This window comes from Arthrobacter sp. NPDC056493, from assembly GCF_042795115.1.
GTDB lineage: Bacteria > Actinomycetota > Actinomycetes > Actinomycetales > Micrococcaceae > Arthrobacter.
Genome location: NZ_JBHTSL010000009.1, coordinates 15,917 through 39,199, shown reverse-complemented (window position 1 = coordinate 39,199; position 23,283 = coordinate 15,917). Strand labels below are relative to the sequence as shown.

Sequence of the window (23,283 nt, the reverse complement as noted above, 5' to 3'; positions counted from 1 at the left end):
GCCTCGGCCGCGCTGGCCAGGACGCGATCTTCGCGCTGGAGTTTACGGCGCCAGCCAGCGCGGCCACCGAGGGTGGTCCTGCCGTCATCAACCGCCCCGAGCAAAGATCCGAGCCGGCGCTCCGCGACGTGCTGGTCGGCCTGTCCTCCCGCCAAGCCAGGACGACGACCTCTTACAGCGCCCTCCAACGCGGGCTCACCGCTGCTGCCGCCGTCGATGCCCTGATCCGCGTTGTCGGGGACCCTGGTACTGGGAAGCGTTACCAGTCCTCAAAGTGGCTGCGGCAGCACGCCGGGCGGGAGCCTAAGACCTTCACCGCAGAAATGCTCACCGAGGACGGGCCGGCCTGGGCGCGCATGGAAGCGGCGTTGAATGAAGGCTGCGGGATAGTTGTCGCTGGAGCCAGCCCCGACGATGAGTTGGTAGAGCGGCTCGCGGGATTTGCGGCGGTAGAACGCCCCGGCGTCCACCCCGGGGCGCGTGTGATCCTCACCCAACGGACCAACGCCTCACTGACCTACGACGGTGCCGGGGGTCTTCAAGTTCCGGTGCGCCTGCCATCCCTTGTGGACCTGCGCGGTGAGCTGCTGGACATCGTGCGCGAGGTTTCGGCCGAACTCTTCCCCGGGGCACCCTCTCCGCGGTTCTCCCCCGCAGCGCTTCAATGCCTGCTGGCTTGGCGCTGGCCGGGCAATATGGCCGAGCTGGCACGGCTCCTCGCTGACCTTCGACGTGCAGTCGGCAACGGCCTCATCCAGACCAAGGACCTGCCAGCCCCCATGCGCCAGACGGCTTTGTCCTCGCTCAGCCGCTACGAGCAGTCCGAGCGCGATGCCATCGTGGCTGCCTTGGCCGAATCCGACGGCAACAAGTCCCGTGCCGCGGAAATTCTGGGCATCGGCCGCACCACCATGTACCGCAAGATGCGTGCCCTGAAAATTGACGACGACGAACGAATGATCGCCCCCGGACCATAACCCGGGAATCTGGCGCTTCTCCCCCACACGAACGGGCCCCCGACGCTGTGTCGGGGGCCCGTTCGTGGCCGCTTTTCTAGTTCGTCTGGTCCGGGATCACGTCAAGGCGCGCGTGGAGTCAGCTGGTTCGGTCCGGTTCAGGTGCTGCCGCAAAGCCTCAACCCGGGGACCGCCAAGCAGTTCCGTGGGGGTCTTGGACGTCTCGCGCATTCCCGTCACGGCGACCGCAGCGATGCCGGCGGCGACCGCGCCGAAGATTGCCACCGGCAGCCAACCCGACGGGCCGGGCACAAGGAGTATCGCCGCGACCATGGGGGCGAATCCGGCCAGGAGATTTCCTAGCTGGTTGCTGACGGCCATGCCCGTGAAGCGGACAGGTGCCGGGAACTGCTCTGCGAAGAAGGAGGTCCACACGCCGTTGTAGCAGCTGAAGAACAGCGTCATGTTGATGAAGGCGAAGACCGCAATGAGCAGGATGTCCGTCGTCGAGATCGCCCACAGGTAGCCGAAGATCGTAACCGCACAGCCGGCAGAGGAGATCAACATTGTCCGCTTCCTGCCGATGACATCGGAGAGGTAGCCGGCTGCCGGAAGGGTGAAGATGGACAACGCTATGGCACCGGAGATAACGGCTAGCATCGCGCTCCGGTCCACCCCGACCGAGGCACCATAGGACAAGCTGAACACGGCGAACAGGGTCTGCATCGCTGCCATCAGCGACGCCCCGGCAACGCAGAGCACACTCCGCCAGTGATGCTTGAACACGTCGCTCAAAGGCAGCTTCCGGACAGCACTTACGTCCTTGGCCTCGGCGAACACCGGCGTTTCATCCAGATGGCTGCGCACGTAGTACGTAATCACCACCACGACGGCGCTGAGCCAGAAGGGAACCCTCCAGCCCCAACCGTAAAGGTGTTCGGCGGGTAGAAGCGCCACTGGCAGGAAGACTATGGTCGCCAAGGAGCAGCCCACGGCGTAGCCCACCATGACGAAACTGGTAAAGAAGCCCCTCCGCCCAGCCGGGGAGTGCTCGACCGTCAACGTCGAGGCACCCGCAGATTCGGCCCCCGCGGAGAAGCCCTGGACTACGCGCAGGACCACCAGCAGCGCCGGGGTCAGCACACCCACCTGGTCGTACGTCGGAAGACACCCGATGGCGAAGGAGGCCACGCCCATCATGACCACCGTCGCAAGCATGACCCGCTTGCGGCCAAGGCGATCACCGAAGTGACCCATCACGACCGCGCCGACAGGCCGGGCCACGTAGCCCCCCGCAAAGGTGGCAAACGATCCGATCAACGCTACAGCGGGATCCCCGGACGGAAAAAACAGCACGTTGAAGACGAGGGCCGCTGCGGCGCCGTACACAAAAAAGTCGTAGTACTCGAGCGCGCTTCCAAGGAGCGCGGCTGTCGCCGCGCGGCGGGGTGTCATCGCCGGCGGCGACGACGTGGTGGTGGTGCTTGTCATGTGTTTCTCCCTTGAAACAGGCTCACTGGCCAGCGGAACAGGTGGGAATGCTTGCACCCGCTTTAAGAAGCGACGGGCAGTCTTGCCGCGGCGCCCCCAAAAGTGACAGCCGCCGCGGCATCTGTATCCAAGGTAAAGGCGTGTCACAGCGCACAGTGTTCCAATGTGAAACAGCAGCGCCGCCGTCAATTGCCCGTCCTGTACCCGCACCCCCGCCAGCTTTGCCACTCAGTTCAGAGCCTTAGCTTGCCGCCGACATGGAGGGCTGAGGTTGATCAGGGAGCGAGGCTTCCTCGCTCCCTGATGGGCTCCAGAATTCCAGGGCGCCCGGCAGGGAAATCGATCGGGACGACGGCACGGGGGAGCTGTAGAGGCGGCGCTACAGGCCGACTTCTCCTGCCTCCTCAGAATCCCGACAGCGCGGCGAAATAGGTCCTGTAGCCCGTCGCCCATGCAACGGCGCCCGTCGCCCGAGACGTCGCTTCGTGGGTTCTGACCTGGTGCCGCACTCCACAGATCCAGTTCTGGCACAGCCTAGCCTGACGTCAGGCGGCGGTCCATGGAGCCGTCAGAGAGGGGTTCTGATTGATCTTTTCTGACAATGGCTAGAGAATCTCTCAGGTTGCAACTTGACGTTTTAGGGTTGTGTGGGTCCCATCAGCGGAAACCTGACCGCGTCAAGGGTCCGTCACGCTAGTTCAGGGCCGCCTCCGGGGTGACCGGGGCCGGTGAGGTCTACCGGTTCAATGGTTTGGCCGGCGTATTTGTACTGACGGATGGTTTTGGCGAATCCCGTGAGGGTGGTATCCAGCCGTGAGAGCTCTTCGGCCGGAAGGCCGTACTTGGTGAATTCGGTGGTCGGCACGGTGCGGTGACCCGTCATGGCCGCAGCGAACATCTCTCGGTCAAAATGCGGGTCCCGTCGCCGGCACAAGTCGATCAGCTGCCCCGGGGTGAACCGTTCACTGCTGATGATCGAATACGCATCAAGATAGTCGCGGGCGTAACCGCGAGAATAAACCGTCAGAAGTTTCGAGGCCACCGAATCCTTCAGCGACATGACCGGACCGAGGTCCAGGTCGGCGGGCTGGTGCTCCCACCAGTCCAGGCCGAGGTCCATGACGACTGTCGTGTCGCCCTGTTCCACGGTCACGCTGGCGAACGCCTGGTACTGGCGCGTGACCTCGACCGTGTACCCGGCCGCTTCAAGGGCTGCTCTCATCTTGTCCACGGACGCCGCGAACGTTTCGGGGGTGTGCCTCCGGTACAGCGCGAACAGATCGACGTCCTCCGACATCCGGGCGATCACGCCGTGTTCGGCCAGCGCCTGCCCACCGGCGAGGATGAAGCCGGCTTCAGCGAGAACAGACAAAGCTATTCCGGTGGCTGCGCGCTGAGCGTCGTCCACGACGGATGCTCCCTGCTCTCACGGTGCTGGGGAAGCTGAGGGAAGGCACTCTCCCAGAGGTGACGGCACCGGCCGGGCAGCCGCATCGAGGGCCACAGGGCAAGCAGCCGACCGGCATTGACGATCGCGCCCATTTCATCGACCGACCCCGAGTTCTGCAGCGTCAATTGGTACACCGCGGCGCAGCTTCCATCGTCAGCCACGTCGTAGACCCTGTCCGGGCCCCAGTCCAAATGGATCGGCAGCTGCACCGTACCCGACACCGGCCCTTTCAAATCCTCAAGCGCATGCGGGACCAGGTAGACGAGGGAATCAGCAATGGTGTGCCGGGCCCCCGGCCCGTAAACATACTCCCGCAGTCCCGCCCGCACGCGTTCAGAAACCGTCGTACCCTCGCTGGCAGCCTTGGCATGGGCCTGGTCCCACAAGTCGTCCTCGATGCGGATCGTATGCCTCGTTGTACCGGCTGACATAGCACCATCCCCTCGCTACCTTCCTGTTCCTTCCGCTTCTAACGTTACAGGGTGTCATGACACCGAGGAATGCTTTTGTCAAGGTCTGCCAGCGGCAACCGGGCTTGAGGTGACAGCCACGCAGCCAGCCGGGAGCCGTGCCATGAATATCCAGGACGGAACAGTTTCCATGTTCGCCATCTCGCGCCGGCTCGGCCACGCCGCCACCCGAACCACCGAAGAAGTCTATGGGCACCTCATGCCGCAGGCACTCCAGGACGGCGCGGACGCCATCGAACGCGCCGTCCAAGGCTTCCTCTAACCGCAGCGAGACACGCTGGGTGACGGGTTCACCCAGTACGGCTGAACTCCTAGGCCGACGCTTTGCCGCGTGCCGGCGCCGTCCCTTCCCCTGCCGCTGGGGCGGTTCAGGGGACTCAACGTGACTGCTCTGTGATTCCTTACCGAGCAACAGCGCTACGACCGGCCGCGTTATCCCTGGGGAGGTTGGCCATGCGCTTTTCGGCCGGCGCACTGAGAGCCACGGAATGTTCGCCATATTTCTCAAACGCGAGCCCCACGAGTTCCCCGGCCTGCTCAATGCTCAATGCCCAATGCCCAATGCCCAATGCCCAATGCCCAATGCGAGCACTATGTGTCCGAGATCCTCGATGTCTTAAGTCCGCTCTGCCGCCATTTTCATCGCGGCCAGAGTGGGCAGATCAGCGAGCCTGACCGCTGGGGATGTCCCCTCCGGTCCCGCGATCCACTGGGCTTGGTCGGGCAGGAATGCCGCCGCATTGGGGTTCAGCCACTTCGGGGGCAGACCGTACTCCCGCGCCATATCGTCCGCCACCTCGTCGACCAGGTCGCCAGGGGCGTATCGTGCGTCGATGTCCCTTGTCGCGCGGTCCAGCACTCCATGGAGCAGGAGCGGCCCCGCCGACGATCTGCGCTCATCGGACACAGACGACGTCACGCTGATAGGGGCAGGTGTCACCCTTCACGAGGCACTCAAGGCGGCGGAAATCCTCGGTGCTGAAGGAATCCAGGACGGGTCATCGACTGCTACTCCGTAAAACCCGTGGACGCAGAAACGCTGCTCACCGCCGCCGGCGAGACACGCGGCCGCGTCATCATCGCAGAAGACCACCACCCCGAAGGCGGCCTCGGCTCGGCGGTCAAGGACGCGTTACTCCTGGCCCCACCGAGTGACCTGTCGATATCGCACCTGGCGGTGCACGGAATGCCCGGGTCCGGAACCGGGCCGGAACTCCTCGCATGGGCAGGAATCGATGCCAAACACATCGCCCAGGCGGCCCGGCACCTGATCCAGGCAGGAACACCCGCCGGTCGCAGTGACTTGGCCCTTCCTGGCCAAAAACCCTGACGTTCGCGAGACGCCAGGCCACGGGAATTCGCCGGGGTCACCGCAGAGGCGTTCAACACTGAACATCATCCCTGCCCTGGCCACACTGCTGGAAATCATCCTCGCCTGAGATGGCACCCACTGTGCCCGGCGGCTGGCGCACCATTCAGCGGCAACAGCACATTTCCCTGCAATTCGCCTGCTGCTGGGCGCCCCTGCGGCCCGGCTCCCACCGGAACTTCAAACTGTATCCAGCTGTTGCGGCTGTTGCTGGCCGGCATCCAGTTTCGCCCTTATCCCTCGCACTCGATGCAATATGAGTGGCCATCCATTACCCGTGCGAGCTGGGACTTGTGCCGGACCAGAAAGCAGGAATAGCAGGTGAACTCATCCTTGGCCTGGGGAACCACCTGAACAATCAGTTCCTCGGCGACGAACTCCCCGCCCGGGGTCATGGCCTCATCCAGCGCATCGGTTTCGTCCAGCTCACGGACGACGCTCCGCGCATCCGGGGCGTTGGCCGATTGCAGGGCCTCCAGCGAACGGTCCTGGGACTCCTTAACGTCGGAGCGTACCTCGTCGTAATCCGTTGCCACTTCGGTCCTTCTCTCTCGGGCGTTTTGCCTGACGGAACTGCAACGCAAATGATGTCTCCGGTGTTCCCGCAACTGGCCAACCGCATGCAGTGCCCGGGAGACCGCAAACTTGTCCTTCGCTTCAGCCCGGTCCCCAAGCGGGAATCTTGCCAAAGCACCGTAACGGAGCCCAACCGGGCGTGCTCCCCCGGAGCGCATGCGTTCCATCGACTCATGATGAGAAGAGTCTCAGCGACGTCTCATCGTCGGCTCAGAGTGCAGCCCCATGATGAAACCAACAGCGCCAGGAAGGATACTGACATGCTGATTGGATTTCAGCCCGTCACCGGACACGCCACGGATGGCGCACAGAAGCTGCAAGCGCCGGGTTCCCGCACGCCTGAGCCAACGGCCCGCTCCGACCTTTACGAACAGGTCATCGGCATCATCGTGGACATCCTCTCTTCACCCGTACGTCCGCAAGTCCGGGAGAAGCTGCTCAGGCACGTTGCGAACAACCCCGGACACCCGGAAAGAGCACTTTTTGATCATCTTCGCGACCCGGACCTTCGAAGACCAGGCCACCACGAGCGATGAACAGCCGGAAGGCGGCGCGGCAGCACCGCCACCCGGCCCTCCGGGAAGAACACATAACCCTCCAAAGTCTGAGGCAGCTGCCCGGTCCGTAGAGGTTTGGACGTCCGTTCTGTTCATGCATTCAGGTGCGCCCCCTCAACGGGGTTCGGGAGAAAGGTCACCGGGGACATGACCGTGAAGTATGCAGCCTCCTGGCGCCGCATCGCATTCAGCGCGGGTTTTGCGCTTTCCTGCCTGACAATTTTCTCCCTGGCACTTTCCTTTCTGGCGCCACTGGAATATCCGCGCACAGGCGGCGGCGCCGCCAGTCCCGCCGTTGGTGTTGTTGCGTCGGCTGCGGGTACCGGTTCGCTCGGCGTGTTCGATGTGGCGAAGGAAAACCGTCGCCCGGGCACTCCCCGCGACCAGGTCCCCACCCACTGGTCGTCGACGGCGGCGCTGGAAGGATTCTTGGGCCAGAACGCCTCCACGCCCCGGCAACGGACCGTGGATCTCTATATCAACTCCACCCTGGGCAGCATCAACGTCCGGGCCTTCCGGGTCGGTTACTACAACGGAGCCGGCCAGCGCCTGGTTTGGGCATCCGGACCCGTGAGCGTGCGCAGGCAGCGCTCCTGCACCGTCCAGCGCGTCACCCGGATGGTCTCGTGCCCGTGGGCCATGACAACCAGGCTGGACACCGGCAACTGGCCGGAGGGTCTCTACTATCTGATACTGACCGGCGCCGCAGGCCAGGCCCACATGATCCCCCTCGTCGTCGAGTCCGCGGCAGTCAAGGGAAAAGCCGTACTCGTCGTCAACGACTGCACGATGCAGGCCTACAACAGGTGGGGCGGCTACTCCCTCTACGCCGGCCCAGGAAACCGGTACCGGACCCGCTCGTACAAGGTGTCCTTTGACCGGCCGTACAGGAATTTCACCGAGATCGACAGACGCGACACCCCGCTGATCCGCGCCGCCGAAGCCATCCGCGACCCTCGCCTGCGCCTGGCCTACACCACCGAGGCCCGGATCAGTGGGAACCCGTCCCTGGTCAATGGAGCCGCGGCCGTGATCTTTGCCGGACACTCCGAATACTGGTCCCCGGCCCTGCGACGGAATATCGAGACAGCCCGAAACGGCGGCACCAACGTCGTCTTCTTCGGGGCAAACAACGTGTACTGGCGGACCCGGCTGGAGGCATCCCGGACCGGGGCCAACCGGGTCGAGGTCTGCTACCGCGAGGCGCGGCTGGACCCCGCCCGGTTCAGCCATCCGGACGCGGTGACCACACAATGGCGCCAGGGACCCAGGCCCGACGCCGAATCCACCCTCACCGGCGCGGTCTACGGGGACCTGCAGGCCACCGGCACGTTCACCGTCACAGCCCCCCGCTTCTTCGCATTCACAGGGACCGGCGCAGCCAGGGGCGAGACCTATCCCGGACTCGTACAAGGCGAAACCGATGAGGTCTACCCGACAGCCAGGTACCCGCTGCTGCGATACCCTGCCAACCTGCACGTGTTCGCACATTCCCCCGAATCCGGTCACCACACCCACCACGGCTGGGCCGACTCCACCTTCTACACCACACCCGCCGGCGCTGGCGTACTCGACATGGCCTCCATGGACTGGCTCCTCGCCCAGACCGAAAGCACAGTCCCCGCCCGCTCACGGGCCTTCGCCACCCGCGTCACCCAAAACATCATCGCCGCAGCCGCAACAGGCCCCCTGGGCCACCGCCACAGCTAGATCTGTTCACGAGGCCGCCGGCGCGGGAACGGAAGCCGGGGCAGGGGCCACGTCGGACAAACGCAGGAACTTCAGCCCGCGCCGGCGCAGCACGGGGACGGCTGATTTGATACCGTCGGCGGTGCCGCCGCGGGGGTGGTTGGCGTGCGCGATGACAATGTCCCCGGCTACGGCCCCGGATACCTGGGCAGCGACCGTCGGCGCCGGGAAGGTCGCCCCGCCGTCGCCATTGACGCTGAAGCCCACCGGAAGCAACCCCATCGTCCTGGTGATTTCGACGGCGACGTCGTCGAAGAAGGCCGTACCCGACCGGCAATAGCGCGGGGGTTTGGGCATCAGGCCAGCCAGGTACTCCTGGTTAATGCTCACCTCGTCGAAACAGGAGCCCGCGTCCCGCGTACCGGCAATTCCGTAGGCGCTCCTTCCGCTTACGGACAAGGGCAGGTGCGCTGACCCGTGATTGGCGACGTCGAACAGCGGGTTGGCGATCAGGCGCCGGGCTGCGGTCCTGTTCGCGTGCACCCAGCGGTAATTGAGGAAAAATGTGGCCGCGACGTCGTTGCGCTCCAGGAAGTCGAGCAGGTCCCAGTCCACCCGGTTCCCTCCGTGGCCGCCGCAGCAGTCGAACGTCAGTGCGACGGCGTCGTGGGCGGCCGTCCGCAGTTGCACCCCTGGCGCCTCCAAGCCCCAGTAACGCGGGCTCGCCTCGCCGAATTTCTTGACAATGCCTGCGCGCTCGGCCGACAAGGTCGCCTTGGTCGGCCCGGTCGGCACGCGGGCGCCTGTACCCGGATGCCGGCCGACCGCGGGCATTTCCGGCTCCGTGGCACTGGGCGCAGTCGCGGGTGCGCAGGCGGAAAGGGCAGCCGCAGCGCCTGCCAACAGAAATACGCGCCGGCTTCGGAGGGATGAATTGCGCTTAGGTACCTGGCCGGCTGGGAGGTAAGCGCCGGAGGTGGAATCGGGGTGAGCGGTCGGAGTCACACAAAGACTCTAAGCGCACCACCGGCCAGAACTGTCTGTTTCAGACTGTGGCGAATCGGCTTCCGTGCGGGCCCGCTTCGTCAACGCCGGTAACCCGGAATTGCCGGGTGGAACAAGCCTTGCCGTTGAAGGCCGTGGGTGCGACTGCTATGCGTGGGGCTCGCGGCCTGAAACCGGGCGTGGGCCGGCCGCCTGGGCCGGAATCGCGGCCGCCCAACTGTTAGCCTTCAGGTCCAAGAGTTCGTTGCTGCTGCCCCGGAATCCGTCTGGAATGTCCTGACTGATACGAGCAATTTCGAGGTTTGGGACTCCGGTTTGACGCATCACGACGGCGCCATCGTTGACGGTCAGAAAATCAGGCTTGGGAAAGCCGGAGCCAGACCCCGCAGTTTCAGCGTCCGCGCAAGGCCAGGCGCCCGATGTCCCTCGTGTACTCCGGAGCGTTCGGCCTGTTCCGTGCTGTACGTACCTGCACCCTTGCCCCCGGTGAATGGCGGTACCCGGTTGTTGGTTTCCGAACTCTTCGGCGGACCCCTGGCCACGATGCTGGGCCGCCGTACGCCCCTGTCTGGATCCGCTGCAGCGTTGGCCCCGTCCGTACGTGCCGTGAAGTGACGGGCAGAACTCCTGGACCGGATGGTTTCTGCGATTAGTGACTTTCCCGGCGCACCCGCCGCCTAGGATGACGCTGCTTCGGGCACCGGTTCGCTGGGAGCGCGGTCAGCCAGCAGCTGCGAGGGCTGAGTAGGCGTTGGCCTGGTCCCGGACCTGGCTGACATAGGCTTCCGAGTGGTTGTACGACAGGACGGCGTTGGTCCAGTCTTCGCCCGACAGGAGGTCGCGGCCCTCCGCGCACAGGTACGCTGCTGCGCTCAGCGCTGCGTCGTCGATGTTCAGTGGATCGGCGACCCCGTCCCCGTTGCCGTCGCGGCCGGCGGATTGCCATGTGGACGGAATGAATTGCATCGGCCCCACAGCATGGTCCCAGGTGGTGTCGCCGTCGAGGGCGCCGCCGTCGGTGTCGGGGATCGGCGCGAACCCTTCCCCGTTCAGGCTAGGACCAATAATCGGCTGGCTCGAGTTGCCGGTGTCAGTCAGTGAACCGCCGCCGTGGGTTCCGTGCCCGGACTCGACCAGGCCGATGGCCGCCACGGTGTTCCAGCCAATGCCGCAGCCGGGCGTAGCCGCGTTGGTCCTGCTGGTCGCCTCTGCGTATGCCTGCAGGGCCCGGGACGGGATCCCGGTCCGGGCGGCCGTGCGGGCGAGCCACGCGGCGCCGGGCGCTGGCGATTTCTCCGCCGTGCCCTGACTGGCGGAGAGCGGCTGAACACCCGGGCCCGGCTCCTTCCCGGCGCTGTCGGTGGCGCCACTGGCCGCCGGCAAAGGCTGGGGCCTGCCGGCCTGTCCGGCGTCAACGGGCAGGGCCAGGGTGACGCCGCCTGCCACGGAGCGGATGCCCTCCCCCGGGTTCGGGGCAGTTTGGGCAGCGGCGTCGGGGACTGGGAGCCGGACGGCCCAGCAGCAGAACCCCGCGATGACGCCCAGCGCGAGGAGGTTGAGCAGGAGGATGGGTTTCAGGCGCGGCATGCGGTTATCCGAACCTGCCGTTGACGTAGTCGTCGGTCCGCTGGTCCCGCGGGTTGTTGAACATGGCGCCTGTGTCGCCGTGCTCCACGATGACGCCGGGGGTGTTGTGTGCGGCGAGGAAGAAGGCGCAGGTATCGGATACGCGGGCCGCCTGCTGCATGTTGTGGGTGACGATCACCACCGTCACCTGGCCGCGCAGCGAGTCTATGGTTTCCTCGACCCTCCGGGTGGAGGTGGGGTCAAGCGCTGAACACGGTTCATCCATCAGCAGGACGCGGGGGCTGACGGCGAGCGACCGTGCAATGCACAGGCGTTGCTGCTGCCCGCCTGAGAGCCCGCCCCCGGGCTGGTGCAGGCGGTCCTTGACCTCGTCCCACAGGGACGCCTTCTTCAGGGAATCCTCCACCAGGAAGTCTTTTTCGGCCCGGGTGGCCTTGACCCCGGCGAGCTTCAGCCCGGCGACGGTGTTTTCGTAGATGGACATGGCCGGAAACGGGTTGGCCTTCTGAAAGACCATGCCGATGTTGCGGCGCGCTGCGGTGATCCGCTGCCGCGGATCGTAGATGTCCTGGCCGTCCAGGAGCACTTCTCCTGCGAGGGAGGCGCTGGGGATCATTTCGTGCATCCGGTTCAGGATGCGCAGGAAGGTGGATTTGCCGCAGCCTGACGGGCCGATCAGTGCGGTGACGGTGCCGGCGGGCATGCTCAGGGACACGCGGTCCAGGATTTTCCGGTCGCCGAACCATGCGCTGATGTTTTCGGCGTCCAGTCCCGCGGCCGGGTTCCGGGCAGCCAGGTCGAAGCGTTTCGTGGCGCTGATCTGGAAGCTGGCTGAGGCGTCGAACGCGTCGTCGGTGTCGAAGACGGCCAGTGGCCGGCCGTCCGGTTGCGCGTCCGTCAGTGTGTCTATGGCCACGGTGTGTGGCTCTGAAGGCTTGTTCATGGCAGATATGTCCCTTAGAGCAGGTTGGGCAGAAGGTGGTTGATTTGGGTTCCTGTCAGCAGCGCGGTGGCGCCCACGACCGGAAGGAAGACGAGCCAGGTTTCCCATTTGCCCCACCGTGTCCAGGACCAGACGGCGGCAAGGGAGACCAGGATCAGCAGCTGCAGGAGGAGAACAAGGGCGAACAGGTTTGAGGTGTCCTGGCCCATGGCCTGTTCCGTGTCCGGAAGCGAGCCCGGCAGGATGACGGGTGCGGGTTTGTCAAAGGCCTTGGACACCAGCTTGGCGTCCACGCGCAGCACGTCGTTTGGCATGAAGGCCGGCCCCTCGGCAGTGATCAGGGTGAGCCGGCCCTCCGTGGCCGCAGGAAGCGGCGGTGCGGTGTCACCGGCCCTGCGGTGCCCGATGACTTCGTAGCTGGCAACGCCCTGGGCTGTGGTAACGGTGAATCTTGTGCCGGCTCCTGCCAGATGGAGATTCCGGAAGACCCCGCCGAAGGCTCCCGAGCGGCCCATCAGCACGCTGATGCCCGGCTGCCCGGGCAGCGGTGTGTCGCGGCGGTGCCCTACCCCGTCCATTGTCTGCGTGGCGGCGGTTCCTTCGACGATGACCTCGCGCACGTTCAGGTCCGGCATGGTGAGCAGTGCCATTGGTGTTCCCGGTGTCACGAGCTTGCCTTCGTAGTCGGCCTGGCCCAGCGGCGCCGAGCCTTCACTCAGGGTGAGCCGCAGCTGCTCGTACAAGCGCGCCTGCGCCGTGCCGTGCTGCAGGGGTGAGATGACGATGATGTTGACCAGCTGAAGCGTGATCATCGCCGCGACCATGGTCAGCGCCATGGAGAGCACCACTGCCAGGGGTTTGGGCGGGGTCACGGTCCTGGGCCGGCGGTTCGGGCGACGGCGGCGGCGCGCGCCGGCGGTACGGGGGGTTGTCCGGTTTCCGGACTCTTCCGCTGGGGTCGATGCGGCGGTGGCTGGTTCGGCTGTGTCCGGGCTGGTCAGGGTGCTCACGTGGGGGATCCTTGCTTTCCGGCCTTGGAGGCGGTCCGGCGGCCCAGCAGGTGGGCCACGAGCGGCGGGGCCAGCACGAGCACGAGCATCAGCAGTCCGATGACCACCAGCAATGTCTGGGATTGTCCCCAGCCGTTGGTGGAGGCCAGTGTGGTTGATACCGGGGTGAGCGCCTGTCCGGCGGTTGCGCCCTGGGCCTGGACCGTGGTGCCGCAGGCGCCGGTGTCCGGGTCGCAGGCGGCGGCAGATCCGGCAGACGTGTTCATGCCGGCGGCAGCTGCCGCAGCGGCGGGTGCCGCGGCGGATCCGGCCGCTGCTGCCGCCGTCCCTGCCGTTGACCCCGAGGGTTTGGCGCCGGCAGCCGCGGGCACGGCCTTGCCGCCGCCGTTGCCGGTGTTGGATCCGGTGCTTCCCGGGCCCTGGTTCTCAGCGGCGTTGGAGCCGGCCCAGGGCGCCTGGCAGGCAGCGTTGCAGGCGGGGTCGAATGGTGCGCCCCTGACCAGCTGGTTCATCGCGGGCGAGTCGCCGGGTTTGAAGGTGGGGTTGTTGCAGGCCGGCGTTCCGCCGCTTTTAACGCTGGCCTTGGTCTGGTTCATCTTGTCCACGGTGGACTTGTCGACGCCGGGAATTTTCTGGATCTGGTCCATCGCGGCGAGGACGAGGTTCATGGGCAGCGGCGAGTAGCCGAGCTGGCCCATGGGCCGCTGCCCTTCGCAGAGGGCGTAGTTGGCGAAGTATCCCAGGGTTGCACCCTGGGCGTTGTTCAGGGCCTCGGTGGCCTGGGTGGGGACGATCATGTAGGAGTAGGCGGACATCGGGTAGGAGCGGGGATCCCGGTAGTCGTAGACCCGTGACAGGTCCTGGGAGAGGTAGTTGGCCGATTTGCTGTCGAGGTTGATTTTCGCCTGCGTCAGGGCGACGGCGACCGCGGATTCGGTGGGCAGTGTGTAGAAGCCTGCGGCGTTCTTCACCTGTGCCGCCGGGAAGTCGATGCCCTTGGCGTAGGAGTACTCGTCGTAGTTGATCGTGTACTGGTTGTTGGCCGTGTAGGTGGTGACGCCCTGGGAGCCGTTCTGGGCCACGAAGTTCTGAAGCTGTCCGTTGCCTATCGGGAAGAACGACGTCGCACGCTGGGGATCGCAGCCTGTCTTCTGGCACAGCTTGGCGTAGTCCCCGGGGAACTGGCGGAGCAGCCAGAGCGTGAACTGGGCGGTCGCGCCTGAGCCGTCGGAGCGCACGACGACGTTGACGCGGGCGTCCGGCAGCGGCACGCCCGGGTTGTCGGCGCGGATGATCGGTTCATTCCACTTCTGGACCTGCCCGGTGAAGATCTTGGCGATGGCCTGCTGCGAGAGTTTGAGGCTGGTCAGCCGGTTGGCTCCGGTTTTCAGGTTGTACATGAATGCCGTTCCGCCGGCGACGACGGGCAGCATGGCGTACTTGAAGGACGGCAGGCTGTTGTCGCGGGGATCTGCGGTGTCCCCGGTGTAGGGGATTTCCGAGACGGCGAACTGCTTCATCTTGTCTGCGAATTCCTTGCGGCCGGTGGAGGATCCCTTGTTTTCGTAATCGACCGTGACGCCCTGGGAGCCGACCCGGGAGACCCAGTCCTGCAGGGCGTTGCCGGCCCAGGACGACCCGGAGCCGCCGATCCTGATGTAGCTGGCGGCCTGGGCGGGGGCCAGCCCGGCGAAGATCAGCCCCAGTGCCATGAGGATGCCGGCGATGCGGGCAAAGGTGCGGGTCCTGGTCGGTCTGCGGGTCATCATGGCTTCTCCTGCCAGTTCACATCGGTGGCGCTGTCCTGACCCGTGGATTGGGTGGCGGATTCAGCGGTGGGTTCGGTGGCGTGCGGGGGTTCCGCGTGGTCTTTGGCCGCTGGCTGCTCTCCCGCGGACCGGTCCCGGTCGTGGAGCAGCCGGGTGTAGTTCTCTTCGATTCGCGGCAGGTCGCGGCGGGACACGGCGGCCATGCGGCGGAGCTGGGCGTCGGTGGTCTTTCCGGCTTCCTGGCCGCCGATCAGCCGGGCGATGATGAACAGCAGCAGGACGACCAGGAGCAGGAAGGCCGCGGTGGCGAAGCCGCGGGAGACCATTTCCGGGACGGGTGAGCGGACCAGGTCCAGGGCCGCCAGCGGCAGCGGGGTCTGGGGTCCGTAAAAGGGGTTGAGGTTCATGACTCCGGTGAATCCGGAGGTCAGCAGGACCGGTGCGGTTTCCCCGATGCCATGGGCGGTGGCCAGGATGACGCCTGTGGCCAGCCCGGAGCGGACGGTTGGCAGCACGATGTACCAGACGACGCTCCACTGCCCCGCGCCCAGGGCCAGCCCTGCCTCGCGCAGGTTGCCCGGCACCAGGCGCAGTACCACGTCCGCGGACCGGATCATGATCGGCAGCATGAGCACGGTGATCGCCAGGGAGGCGGCGAAGCCGTTCGTCTGGCGGGTGATGGCCATGACGACGGCGGCGTAGATGAACAGGCCTGCGACCACCGACGGCAGCGCGGTCATGGCTTCGACGACGGTCCGCACGAGGCGGGCAAACGGGCCGCCGACCTCGTTGAGGAAGACGGCGGTGGTCAGGCCCAGGGGAATCGTGATGATGAGGGCGATGGAGATCTGCTGCAGTGTGCCCACCAGGGCGTGCAGGATGCCGCCTTCGCCCAGGCCGGACAGGGGCCCGGCGCCGGTCATGTCCCGGGTGAAGAAGTTCAGATGGGCCAGGGCCTCCTGGCCGCGGCCGAAGGTGAAGGAGACCACCAGGGCGAGGGTGCCGACGACGGCGGCGCCGGCTGCGCACAGCAGGACGGTGACGAAGCCGTCCCGCACCACGGGCAGCGGTTCTTTCAGCGCGACCAGTGCCGTGTAGAGCACCAGGAACCAGAAGAAGGACACGGCGAACAGCCAGCCCGGCGGGATCAGCCCTGTGCCCACGGTCAGGAGCAGTCCCATGGCCAGGGCGCCCAGGGCTGCCCCGGCCAGCACGAGCGTGCGTTCCCGGGCTGCTCCCAGGCGGATGCGTGGCTCGTCGGTCACGGCGTCGGGTTTGTCGAGCAGGGGCAGGTGGGTGCGGTTCTCCGCGGTGCCGGGCGCGGCGGTGCGGACGCTGATTTCGTCGATCAGGGACATGGTCAGCCCTCGCTTTCGGCGCCGGAACGGGAACGGGCAATGATGGCCGAGGCCGTGAAGTTCACGATCATGGTCACGATGAACAATGCGAAGCCTGCAGCCATCAGCGCGCTCATCGCGAACTCGTTGGACTCCGAGTACTTCAGGGCGATCATCGCGGCGATGGAGTTCGCACCCTTTTCGAGGATGTGGAACTTGATTTCGAAGACAGGGCTGATGATGAGGTAGATGGCGATGGTCTCCCCCAGGGCGCGGCCCAGGCCCAGCATGGTCCCGCCGATGATCCTGCCGCGGCCGAAGGGCAGCACCACGGCGCGGATCATGCCCCAGCGGGTCGCGCCGAGGGCGAAGGCGCCTTCGCGTTCACCCACGGGCGCGCGCCGGAAAGATTCGGTCATGATGGAGGTCTGGATCGGCACGATCATCATCGCCACGACGAGGCCGGCGATGAACGTCGAGGCGGTGAAAGGCACGGTGTCACGAAGCGGGCTTTCCGGGTCCACGCCCTGGACCTGGAATATCGGTATCCAGCCGAACCAGACCGAGATCCATTTGCTGAAGTCGACGATGTTGGGCTGGAGCATGTAGGCGCCCCAGAGGCCGAAGACGACGGACGGGACAGCCGCGAGCAGGTCGATCACGGAGGTCAGTGTGCGCTGGACCCGGCCGCGGGCCACTTCGGTGATGAACAGGGATGTTCCGAGGGAGAGCGGCAGCGCCACGAGCAGTGCGACCAGTGCGATCTGAACGGTGCCCCACAGGACGGCGGCGATGCCGAAGTCGTTGCTTTCCGGTGCCCAGTTCTGTGTGGTCAGGAATTTCCAGAGGCCCACTTCGGTGATGGCGCGGATTCCGTTCGTGGCCAGGAAGATGCCGACCATGGCCATCACCACCAGGACGATGACGCCGCCGGCGCGGGTGATGCTGCGGAAGACGTAATCTTTCGGTTCGAACCTGTACTTGAGGGCCCGGGGTTTCGCGTCCTGGAGGTGTTCATCGGTGTGGTCGCGCAGGTAGGTGCTCATCGGCGTTTTCCTCGGGACAGAAGCAGGGATGAGATCGCGGCGGCCGCGGCGAGGCCGAATCCGATGAGGAGCAGGTGCTGGGGCCATGCGCTGGAGGTCCGTGCCGTCGGGCTGCCCGCGACGGGTTCCGGGGCCTGGCCGGCGGCTGCAGCGGCCGGTGCCTTGCCTGCCGCCGGGGTGGCTCCGGCCGCGGCTCCGGCCGCGGTTCCGGCGGCTCCGGGGTCCGGCCCGTCGCCGGTGGTCACGGCTGCGATGTGCTCGGGCACAGCGGGCGCGGTTGAGTGGATGATGGCCGCCAGCGGCGACGTTGGTTTCACCGCGGTTGCTGGGCTGCTGCCGTGCTCTGCCATGGTGCGGAGGGTTTGCACGGCTGCGGCGGCCCGGGCCTTCAGTGCCGTGTTCAGCGGGGCATAGCCTGGGGGCAACATGCCGGAGCCGAATCCCGGCTCCTGGCCGGTGGTTCCGACGTAGTCGAAAAGCTTCGAGTAGGTGCCCGCCTCCCCCGGTGTGACGGCGGCGGTGTTCACTACGCCGTAGACGGGAACGGTCAGGGGGTAGGCGCCCGCGGTGTAGTCGGGGGTGCTGTCGGGGCCCACGACGCCGGGTGTTCCGGTGGGTTCGAAGGCGGTGGCGGCGGTTTGCAGGCTGGCGTTCGTGGCCGCGACGCAGGCGGAGCCGTCGGTATTGCAGAGCTGGGCGGTCGGCAACTGGAACCTGGCGGCGGACGCGGCGTCGGTGACGGAGATGACGTTCCTGCTGCCGAATCCCTGCCGCGGCACGGACTTGAAGGCCGGCGGGCTGCAGTCCGCGCACCATTCGGTGACCGACGCCGGCTGGGCGCGGACCGTGTTCTGGGCGGCGGTGGCCATGTCCGCAACCCGGGCGAACTGGTCGCCGACGGTCAGGGCCGGCTGGTCCACCGTCCTGCCGTCAGGGAGCAGAACGGCAGGCTTTTCGGCCCAGTAGGACTGGGGGTACGGGGCGCTGTCGGAGGGGTAGACCGGCGTGGCATAGGTGAAGGAGGCGGGTTGTTTGGTGTCCGCGATCTTCTGCTGCGCGGCCGCATCCAGGGCGCTGGCCCGGTCGGCACAAGACGTGTAGGTCCGCATGGAGTAGAAGGGGTTGATCACCATGCCGGACGGGTCGGGGCAGCCTTCCAGGAACGCCTTGGCGGCCGGGTCGTGGAGCAGCCAGTCCCACACCGCCGAGGCGGCGTCGGAGCGGAGCCCTTCCACGATCGGAGGGGCCAGGTTCCCGGCGCTGCCGAGTCCGATGGGGTTGAGGGTGAGGAATTCGGGGTCCTGCTGGAGGCTGTAGGTCATGGGCTGGCCGTAGCGGGTGTTCCCCGGCTTGGCGAAGGCTGCGCTGTCGGCGGAGGCCGGTGCGGTGTGCAGGACGTAGCTTTGGGTCAGCAGCTTCGCCACGAGCCGGGCGTTGAGGCGGAGGTTGCGGACCAGGGATCCGTTGCGGGCCCTGTCGGCCTCAAACTCGGCAACGTTGGCGTAGCCGCAGTCGGCGGCAGTGTATTGCGTGAAGCGGCGGGTGCAGACGTTGTCGATGGTCATGGCGATCACGACGCCGCTCACCGCGGCCGGGGCGTACAGCGTGCGCTTCGTGCCGGTGACCGGCCGGGTGGTGAAGGCGAGGGGTTCGCCTCCGCTGAGCTGGGAGCGGGCCTGCATGTCCGCCATCGGTGAGAACCCGAGCGTGAAGTGCTTCTGGGCGCACATGCCGGGGATCCAGGACTTCATCGCGGCGGCCAGGGATTCCGAGCCGAAACTCAGGGTTGCTGCCTGGTCTGAGGGACAGACTGCGGCCACGTCCTGGAAATACAGCGGGATCTGTATCCGGGTGGCCCACAGGCTGGGCGAAAGCGGTCCGGCGCCAAGAATGCTGTCGATGACCTCGGTCCGCGGGACCGCCACAAGCCAGCATTTGCGCACGCTCGGGGCGTCGGGGCGGTATCCGCAGCCCAGGCCTGACGCTTCGGCGCCGGTCTGCACCTCGAAGGTGCGCGATCCGGCGGCCGCCACCGTGTCGGAGCCGGTGTCAGCGGCGATGAAGCGTGAGTGCTCGTTGGTGGAGGTCCGGTTGAAGTACGGGTTCCGGTATTCGCTGAGGTTGAAGCCGTCGGTAATGCGGGTCGACTGTCCGCTGATGGCCAGGAACGGTGCCGGGAGGTTCATGGTGGGTGATTTGCTGTCCGCCTGTTCCCAGTCCCCGCCGCGCACCAGCGGGTCGTTCAGGAGTGCCCGCTGGTGGGCCGGGTTGGAAATGTCCCCGTCTGGTCCCGTGGCGCCGAGCTGGCACGTGGCCGGGTCGGGCGCGGCGGCGTCCGGGTCGGGTTTGCCGTCCGCACCCGGAGCACCCCAGCACTGGAACACCTGCAGATACGTCGAGGTCTTTCCGTTGCTTCCGGCCACCGCCTTGGCGCCGGAGAAGGAGACGGTGACGGCCTGGTTCTGCAGGTTGCGGGTCTGTGACACGGTGACGGCGAGTCCGCCCAGGCCGTTATTGGAGCCGAAGGTGGCTGCCGCTTCGCTTCTGAGCCGGGCGCTGACGTCAGCGTAGGTTTTCCCGGCCGTGTGCGGCAACAGCTGGTCGGCTCCCCGCGGGACGACGGCGCCGGCCGGGTTGCCGCTGTTGTCCCAGTTGACCGTGACCGCCGAATCGCTCGCCATGGTGCCTTGGGAGCCCCAGTCGGATCCGGGAACCGGTGCGGCCGAGGCGCTTTGGAGGGGTGCCGCGACGGTGAGGGCGAGCAGAAGGGCGGCCGCCGCAGCCAACCGGACGGGGAGGACCCGGGAGCCGGCGCCGCCGGCGGAAGTGTGCGCGCGCACGCTGGGAAGAGTCATCAAGGGTTCGTGTTCTTTCGGTACAGCACGTGCCGGCGGAGCCAGGCGGGTTCGGAACGGGGTCTTTGTGGATGCCGGCAGCGGGTGCTGGAGCGGGCCGCACGGGCCCCGTCAGCAGCGCCGCGGCGGGCACCCCGTAAGTATGCGGGGGCGCCGGTCCGGGGCATCTGTCGGCAGGCGAAGGAACGAAAGCCTTCAGGTGAACAGTGGGTAAAACACCTGGGACGGGCCGGATTCGCCGGCCCGTCCCAGGTGGATTGTTGTTAGCGGAAGAGCCTGTAGGCCGAAGTGGCCGACGCACTCAGGTGTCCTGTGCGGCTGAAGATGACCCGGACACGGATCTGCTTCCCGCGGTCGGCGGCCGTCAGCTTGTAGCTGGCGCCGGTCGCGCGGCTGATGGCGGCTCCGTTCCGCAGCCACTGGTAGCTGGTGGCCGAAGGGGCAGGGTTGGGCCTCTTGACGACGGCCTTGAGGGTGTGGCCGGACCTTGCGGTCCCGGTGATGCCAGGAGCCGTGACGGAGCTGAAGACGGCCTTGGAAACCACGGCTGCGGAATCCCGGTACGTCGACAGGTACCCGGCACGGGCGAAGTAGGCCCGCGACCGGATCTGCTTGCCGGTGTCCAGCGAGGTCAGCCTGTAGCTCGAGGATGTTGCGCCGCTGATCAGCACGCCGTTGCGCAGCCACCGGTACGTTACGGCAGTCGGCTTGGGCGTCGGCAGGGTCACCGCGGACTTCACCGTGTAGCCTGCCGCTGCTGTTCCGGAGATCTTCGGTGCGGCGAGACCGCCGAACACTCCCTGGACGGTGACGGCGCCCGAGGTTGCCTCGGCGTCGGCGTATTCGGCCTTCCTGTGCTTGGCCCGGACACTGATCTTTTGTCCCTGGTCGGCGGCAACCTGCTTGTAGGTGGCCGCCGTCGCCCCGGCGATCGGGGCTCCGTTGCGCAGCCACTGGAACGAGGTGCTGTCCGGGGCCGGCACGGGGGCGGTGACCTTGGCCGTGAGGGTGTAGCCGACGGCGGTTGTTCCGCTCATGGCCGGGGCCGGTACCGAGGTGAATGTTCCCTGGGCGGCCTTGATGCTCCACTGCCCGGCGGCGTCGGTGGTGAGGGTCGCCCAGGCCGCGACGGGCTTTCCGTTCACGGCGTTGACGGTCGCGGTGGCGAAGTCGGCGGACTGCTGGGTGCAGACGTAGCCGATGCTGTAGGTGTGGTTGGGCGCCATCGCCGAAGCCATGCTGGCGACCGCGGCGTTGCTGCTGTCCCGGAAGCCGTTTTCCAGGGTGCTCGGCGCGGCCAGGTTGCCGTTGCCGTCAAGGGACATCTGAAACAGCGCGTCCTGCGTGAACGGGTACAGCGTCTCCACCCGGACGTCCGGGCCGGCAACCGCGGGCGTCTCGGCGCCAGGTTCGGACAGGAAGACCAGGGCGCCGGACATCGCATCGATGACGGGGCAGGTGATGTCCGTTGTCAGGGCTGTTGCGGCGAGGTCCGCGGCGGACCAGGCACCCGTGGTTTTATCCGAGGTCACGGTGCCGGCGGAACCGGCGGGTACAACAGCATGGGCCGGGACGATGCTGCCGGTCAACAGCAGCGCGCCGGCGGCAACGCCGGCGGCGGCCTTGGCCCCCCGGCGGATCAATGTAGTGCCTTCGATGGCCATGAGCCTTCTCTTTCATGAATGGTTCGCCCGAAAGCGGGAAGTGTGATTGCTGTGTGCGGGAACTGACTTTGTCCGGGCACGGGAGCGGGAGCCGGCCCGGGGTGGCTGCTAGTTGGTGTAGCCGGAGGGCTTGCCCTTGGTCCAGTCGCCGGCGTAATCGACGTTCCTGAAGCCAAACCGGGTGATGATGCTCTTGCCTGCGGTTGTCTTCAGCAGCGTGGTCACCGTGTTCCGGAGGATGATGGACCGCCCATCAGTCGCCGTCTGCACGGAGGCAGGCACCACGTTGTAGGTGTCGCGGGCGAACGTGCCCACCGCTCCGTCGGGAACGAGAGAGGGGTTTCCGAACAGGGTTCCCGGGCGCAGGGAGGAGCCCGATGATGCCGGATCCACGGCCTTCAGGCCGTCAATATCGGCAATCATCTGGCCGGCTGCGGTGGTGTCGGCGGTGGCCCCGTTCTTCTGGGCGATCCACTGTGCGGCGGAGAAGGGGATGATGTCGCCCTCATTGGCCAGTGCCGCACCGCTGTTCTCCGCTGACGTCTGGTTTCCGGCCGGAATGCACGTGGTGCTGACGCTCACGCCGGCCGCCTTCAGGAAGAAGCTGCGCGTGCCGGAACTTGCCTGGGGCAGCTTCGGGGTCAGCGTGATACCGTTCACGACGGGCTTGCCGCCGGCGTCGATCGTGACACCTGCCCCCGCGGTGCAGGTGAAGATGTTCCTGATTTGCTCAGCCGTCAGGTCAAGCGCCGCGGTGCCGGCGGAGTCCTTGTAGGCGACGGTGACCGCGTCACGCGCGAACGGCAGGAACGTCAGATCGTTCCCCGCCACCGACGGCGATGACGACGACCGGGCGATGCTGATGTCCTCAGGTGCCAGGGTGAAGGCGTTGCCGGCAGTGTCCTTGTAGACGTGGTTCAGCGGGTTGTGGGCCGCACTCAGTGCCTTAACGCCCGCGCCGGAGCCGGCGGGGCGGGACAACTGCTTGCCCGTTTCCAGCGTGACGGTCGGAGTCCCGAACGCGTCGTAGGAGGCCACGGTCTTCAGCGGCCCGGCGTTGGTCAGGCCGTTCCAGACATCCTGGGTGGTGTCGGAGCCGACGGCCGCGTACGGCCGGCCGGCCGATACCGGATCGGCCGAGGCGAGGGTGACACCGGTAAGCCCCAGAACCAGCACAGACGCGCTGATGACCCCGGCTTTCTTGAGGGTCTTTGAATTCATGATGTTTCCCCATCTAGGAATCAGTTAATTGACGGATGGCCGCCGGGAGGGCATCAACGATGCCCTCCTGCCGCTGGTCAGCAGCCGCTTCTTGGTTGGCACGCCGCTGTGTACGGGTGGAGCCAGAGAAAGTCTGCGGCAGGGCGGCCCGGCCCCACGAAGCCCCGGATAAAGGAACGGCGCCTTCCAGGTGAACATCAGCCGACCCGGAGGGAAACCCAATGCGGTCTGACCGTGCGGGCCTGAAAGGCCGATGCTTAGCGACCGGAAATGCCCAGCGGAGACATC

21 protein-coding genes are annotated in these 23,283 nt (G+C 66.5%); 6 read left to right on the top strand and 15 right to left on the bottom strand.

Features of this window, described 5'->3' with window-relative positions; all coding sequences use genetic code 11:
• Positions 1-323 precede the first annotated feature (323 nt).
• Positions 324-977, top strand: a complete 654-nt coding sequence (locus tag ACFQ50_RS05990) for a helix-turn-helix domain-containing protein (RefSeq protein ID WP_377994692.1) — start codon at positions 324-326, stop codon at positions 975-977.
• 96 nt (positions 978-1,073) lie between these two features.
• Here ACFQ50_RS05990 and ACFQ50_RS05985 read toward each other — a convergent pair whose 3' ends face one another.
• The 3 genes from ACFQ50_RS05985 to ACFQ50_RS05975 all read right to left on the bottom strand — a co-directional run bounded on the left by ACFQ50_RS05985 (position 1,074) and on the right by ACFQ50_RS05975 (position 4,328).
• A complete protein-coding gene (locus ACFQ50_RS05985; RefSeq protein WP_377994612.1) occupies positions 1,074-2,447 on the bottom strand; it encodes an MFS transporter in 1,374 nt (457 codons plus the stop codon).
• A 688-nt stretch (positions 2,448-3,135) separates the two neighbouring features.
• Positions 3,136-3,855: a nucleotidyl transferase AbiEii/AbiGii toxin family protein gene (locus tag ACFQ50_RS05980; protein ID WP_377994611.1), complete on the bottom strand. Its 720-nt coding sequence runs from the start codon at positions 3,853-3,855 to the stop codon at positions 3,136-3,138.
• On the bottom strand, positions 3,822-4,328 hold the full coding sequence (locus ACFQ50_RS05975) for a hypothetical protein (RefSeq protein ID WP_377994610.1): 507 nt from the start codon (positions 4,326-4,328) through the stop codon (positions 3,822-3,824). Before ACFQ50_RS05975 ends, ACFQ50_RS05980 begins: the two co-directional genes overlap by 34 nt.
• Positions 4,329-4,470: 142 nt before the next feature.
• Here ACFQ50_RS05975 and ACFQ50_RS05970 point away from each other — a divergent pair, with 142 nt between their 5' ends.
• Positions 4,471-4,629, top strand: a complete 159-nt coding sequence (locus ACFQ50_RS05970; RefSeq protein ID WP_377994609.1) for a hypothetical protein — start codon at positions 4,471-4,473, stop codon at positions 4,627-4,629.
• Positions 4,630-4,983: 354 nt separating this feature from the next.
• Here ACFQ50_RS05970 and ACFQ50_RS05965 read toward each other — a convergent pair whose 3' ends face one another.
• Positions 4,984-5,286 carry a hypothetical protein gene (locus tag ACFQ50_RS05965; RefSeq protein ID WP_377994695.1) on the bottom strand — a complete coding sequence of 101 codons (303 nt, stop codon included), beginning with the start codon at positions 5,284-5,286 and terminating at the stop codon, positions 4,984-4,986.
• Between ACFQ50_RS05965 and ACFQ50_RS05960 the strand changes: the two genes are divergently transcribed.
• Together ACFQ50_RS05960 and ACFQ50_RS05955 are read left to right on the top strand one after the other, a co-directional pair.
• Complete coding sequence (locus ACFQ50_RS05960) at positions 5,201-5,386, top strand: transketolase C-terminal domain-containing protein (protein ID WP_377994608.1); 186 nt, start codon at positions 5,201-5,203, stop codon at positions 5,384-5,386. The two genes, ACFQ50_RS05965 and ACFQ50_RS05960, sit on opposite strands and share 86 nt — an antisense overlap.
• A gap of 5 nt (positions 5,387-5,391) precedes the next feature.
• Complete coding sequence (locus ACFQ50_RS05955) at positions 5,392-5,697, top strand: transketolase C-terminal domain-containing protein (protein ID WP_377994607.1); 306 nt, start codon at positions 5,392-5,394, stop codon at positions 5,695-5,697.
• Positions 5,698-5,969: 272 nt separating this feature from the next.
• On the opposite strand, the gene ACFQ50_RS05950 is transcribed toward ACFQ50_RS05955, so the two are convergent.
• Entirely contained in the window at positions 5,970-6,272 is a 303-nt protein-coding gene (locus ACFQ50_RS05950; RefSeq protein ID WP_377994606.1) for a DUF4193 domain-containing protein, read from the bottom strand.
• A 300-nt stretch (positions 6,273-6,572) separates the two neighbouring features.
• Here ACFQ50_RS05950 and ACFQ50_RS05945 point away from each other — a divergent pair, with 300 nt between their 5' ends.
• Both ACFQ50_RS05945 and ACFQ50_RS05940 read left to right on the top strand, forming a co-directional pair.
• Complete coding sequence (locus tag ACFQ50_RS05945) at positions 6,573-6,848, top strand: hypothetical protein (protein WP_377994605.1); 276 nt, start codon at positions 6,573-6,575, stop codon at positions 6,846-6,848.
• Positions 6,849-7,016: 168 nt separating this feature from the next.
• A complete protein-coding gene (locus tag ACFQ50_RS05940; protein WP_377994604.1) occupies positions 7,017-8,579 on the top strand; it encodes a N,N-dimethylformamidase beta subunit family domain-containing protein in 1,563 nt (520 codons plus the stop codon).
• A 6-nt stretch (positions 8,580-8,585) separates the two neighbouring features.
• On the opposite strand, the gene ACFQ50_RS05935 is transcribed toward ACFQ50_RS05940, so the two are convergent.
• The 10 genes from ACFQ50_RS05935 to ACFQ50_RS05890 form a co-directional block, all read right to left on the bottom strand.
• A complete protein-coding gene (locus tag ACFQ50_RS05935; protein WP_377994602.1) occupies positions 8,586-9,353 on the bottom strand; it encodes a polysaccharide deacetylase family protein in 768 nt (255 codons plus the stop codon).
• Positions 9,354-10,283: 930 nt separating this feature from the next.
• Entirely contained in the window at positions 10,284-11,150 is an 867-nt protein-coding gene (locus ACFQ50_RS05930) for a lytic murein transglycosylase (protein ID WP_377994601.1), read from the bottom strand.
• 4 nt (positions 11,151-11,154) lie between these two features.
• The gene (pstB, locus tag ACFQ50_RS05925; protein ID WP_377994600.1) at positions 11,155-12,093 is read right to left on the bottom strand and encodes a phosphate ABC transporter ATP-binding protein PstB; all 939 of its coding nucleotides are present in this window, start codon (positions 12,091-12,093) and stop codon (positions 11,155-11,157) included.
• A 14-nt stretch (positions 12,094-12,107) separates the two neighbouring features.
• Positions 12,108-13,103: a sortase gene (locus tag ACFQ50_RS05920; protein WP_377994598.1), complete on the bottom strand. Its 996-nt coding sequence runs from the start codon at positions 13,101-13,103 to the stop codon at positions 12,108-12,110.
• Positions 13,100-14,869: a substrate-binding domain-containing protein gene (locus tag ACFQ50_RS05915; protein ID WP_377994597.1), complete on the bottom strand. Its 1,770-nt coding sequence runs from the start codon at positions 14,867-14,869 to the stop codon at positions 13,100-13,102. Before ACFQ50_RS05915 ends, ACFQ50_RS05920 begins: the two co-directional genes overlap by 4 nt.
• Positions 14,869-16,230, bottom strand: a complete 1,362-nt coding sequence (locus ACFQ50_RS05910) for a PstA family ABC transporter permease (protein WP_377994596.1) — start codon at positions 16,228-16,230, stop codon at positions 14,869-14,871. Before ACFQ50_RS05910 ends, ACFQ50_RS05915 begins: the two co-directional genes overlap by 1 nt.
• Positions 16,231-16,232: 2 nt before the next feature.
• Complete coding sequence (gene pstC / locus ACFQ50_RS05905; protein WP_377994595.1) at positions 16,233-17,255, bottom strand: phosphate ABC transporter permease subunit PstC; 1,023 nt, start codon at positions 17,253-17,255, stop codon at positions 16,233-16,235.
• Entirely contained in the window at positions 17,252-20,110 is a 2,859-nt protein-coding gene (locus tag ACFQ50_RS05900; RefSeq protein WP_377994594.1) for a hypothetical protein, read from the bottom strand. Before ACFQ50_RS05900 ends, pstC begins: the two co-directional genes overlap by 4 nt.
• A gap of 263 nt (positions 20,111-20,373) precedes the next feature.
• The gene (locus tag ACFQ50_RS05895; RefSeq protein WP_377994593.1) at positions 20,374-21,774 is read right to left on the bottom strand and encodes a hypothetical protein; all 1,401 of its coding nucleotides are present in this window, start codon (positions 21,772-21,774) and stop codon (positions 20,374-20,376) included.
• Between the two features lie 108 nt (positions 21,775-21,882).
• Complete coding sequence (locus ACFQ50_RS05890; RefSeq protein ID WP_377994592.1) at positions 21,883-22,995, bottom strand: hypothetical protein; 1,113 nt, start codon at positions 22,993-22,995, stop codon at positions 21,883-21,885.
• Between the last annotated feature and the right edge of the window lie 288 nt (positions 22,996-23,283).

What these genes read in the sequence shown, in the direction of transcription:
- ACFQ50_RS05990 (WP_377994692.1), top strand. Translation starts at nt 324, where the DNA reads ATGCTCACCGAGGACGGGCCGGCCTGGGCGCGCATGGAAGCGGCGTTG.
- ACFQ50_RS05985 (WP_377994612.1), bottom strand. Translation starts at nt 2,447, where the DNA reads ATGACAAGCACCACCACCACGTCGTCGCCGCCGGCGATGACACCCCGC.
- ACFQ50_RS05975 (WP_377994610.1), bottom strand. Translation starts at nt 4,328, where the DNA reads ATGTCAGCCGGTACAACGAGGCATACGATCCGCATCGAGGACGACTTG.
- ACFQ50_RS05970 (WP_377994609.1), top strand. Translation starts at nt 4,471, where the DNA reads ATGAATATCCAGGACGGAACAGTTTCCATGTTCGCCATCTCGCGCCGG.
- ACFQ50_RS05960 (WP_377994608.1), top strand. Translation starts at nt 5,201, where the DNA reads ATGTCCCTTGTCGCGCGGTCCAGCACTCCATGGAGCAGGAGCGGCCCC.
- ACFQ50_RS05945 (WP_377994605.1), top strand. Translation starts at nt 6,573, where the DNA reads ATGCTGATTGGATTTCAGCCCGTCACCGGACACGCCACGGATGGCGCA.
- ACFQ50_RS05940 (WP_377994604.1), top strand. Translation starts at nt 7,017, where the DNA reads ATGACCGTGAAGTATGCAGCCTCCTGGCGCCGCATCGCATTCAGCGCG.
- ACFQ50_RS05930 (WP_377994601.1), bottom strand. Translation starts at nt 11,150, where the DNA reads ATGCCGCGCCTGAAACCCATCCTCCTGCTCAACCTCCTCGCGCTGGGC.
- pstB (WP_377994600.1), bottom strand. Translation starts at nt 12,093, where the DNA reads ATGAACAAGCCTTCAGAGCCACACACCGTGGCCATAGACACACTGACG.
- ACFQ50_RS05915 (WP_377994597.1), bottom strand. Translation starts at nt 14,869, where the DNA reads ATGACCCGCAGACCGACCAGGACCCGCACCTTTGCCCGCATCGCCGGC.
- ACFQ50_RS05910 (WP_377994596.1), bottom strand. Translation starts at nt 16,230, where the DNA reads ATGTCCCTGATCGACGAAATCAGCGTCCGCACCGCCGCGCCCGGCACC.
- pstC (WP_377994595.1), bottom strand. Translation starts at nt 17,255, where the DNA reads ATGAGCACCTACCTGCGCGACCACACCGATGAACACCTCCAGGACGCG.
- ACFQ50_RS05900 (WP_377994594.1), bottom strand. Translation starts at nt 20,110, where the DNA reads ATGACTCTTCCCAGCGTGCGCGCGCACACTTCCGCCGGCGGCGCCGGC.
- ACFQ50_RS05895 (WP_377994593.1), bottom strand. Translation starts at nt 21,774, where the DNA reads ATGGCCATCGAAGGCACTACATTGATCCGCCGGGGGGCCAAGGCCGCC.
- ACFQ50_RS05890 (WP_377994592.1), bottom strand. Translation starts at nt 22,995, where the DNA reads ATGAATTCAAAGACCCTCAAGAAAGCCGGGGTCATCAGCGCGTCTGTG.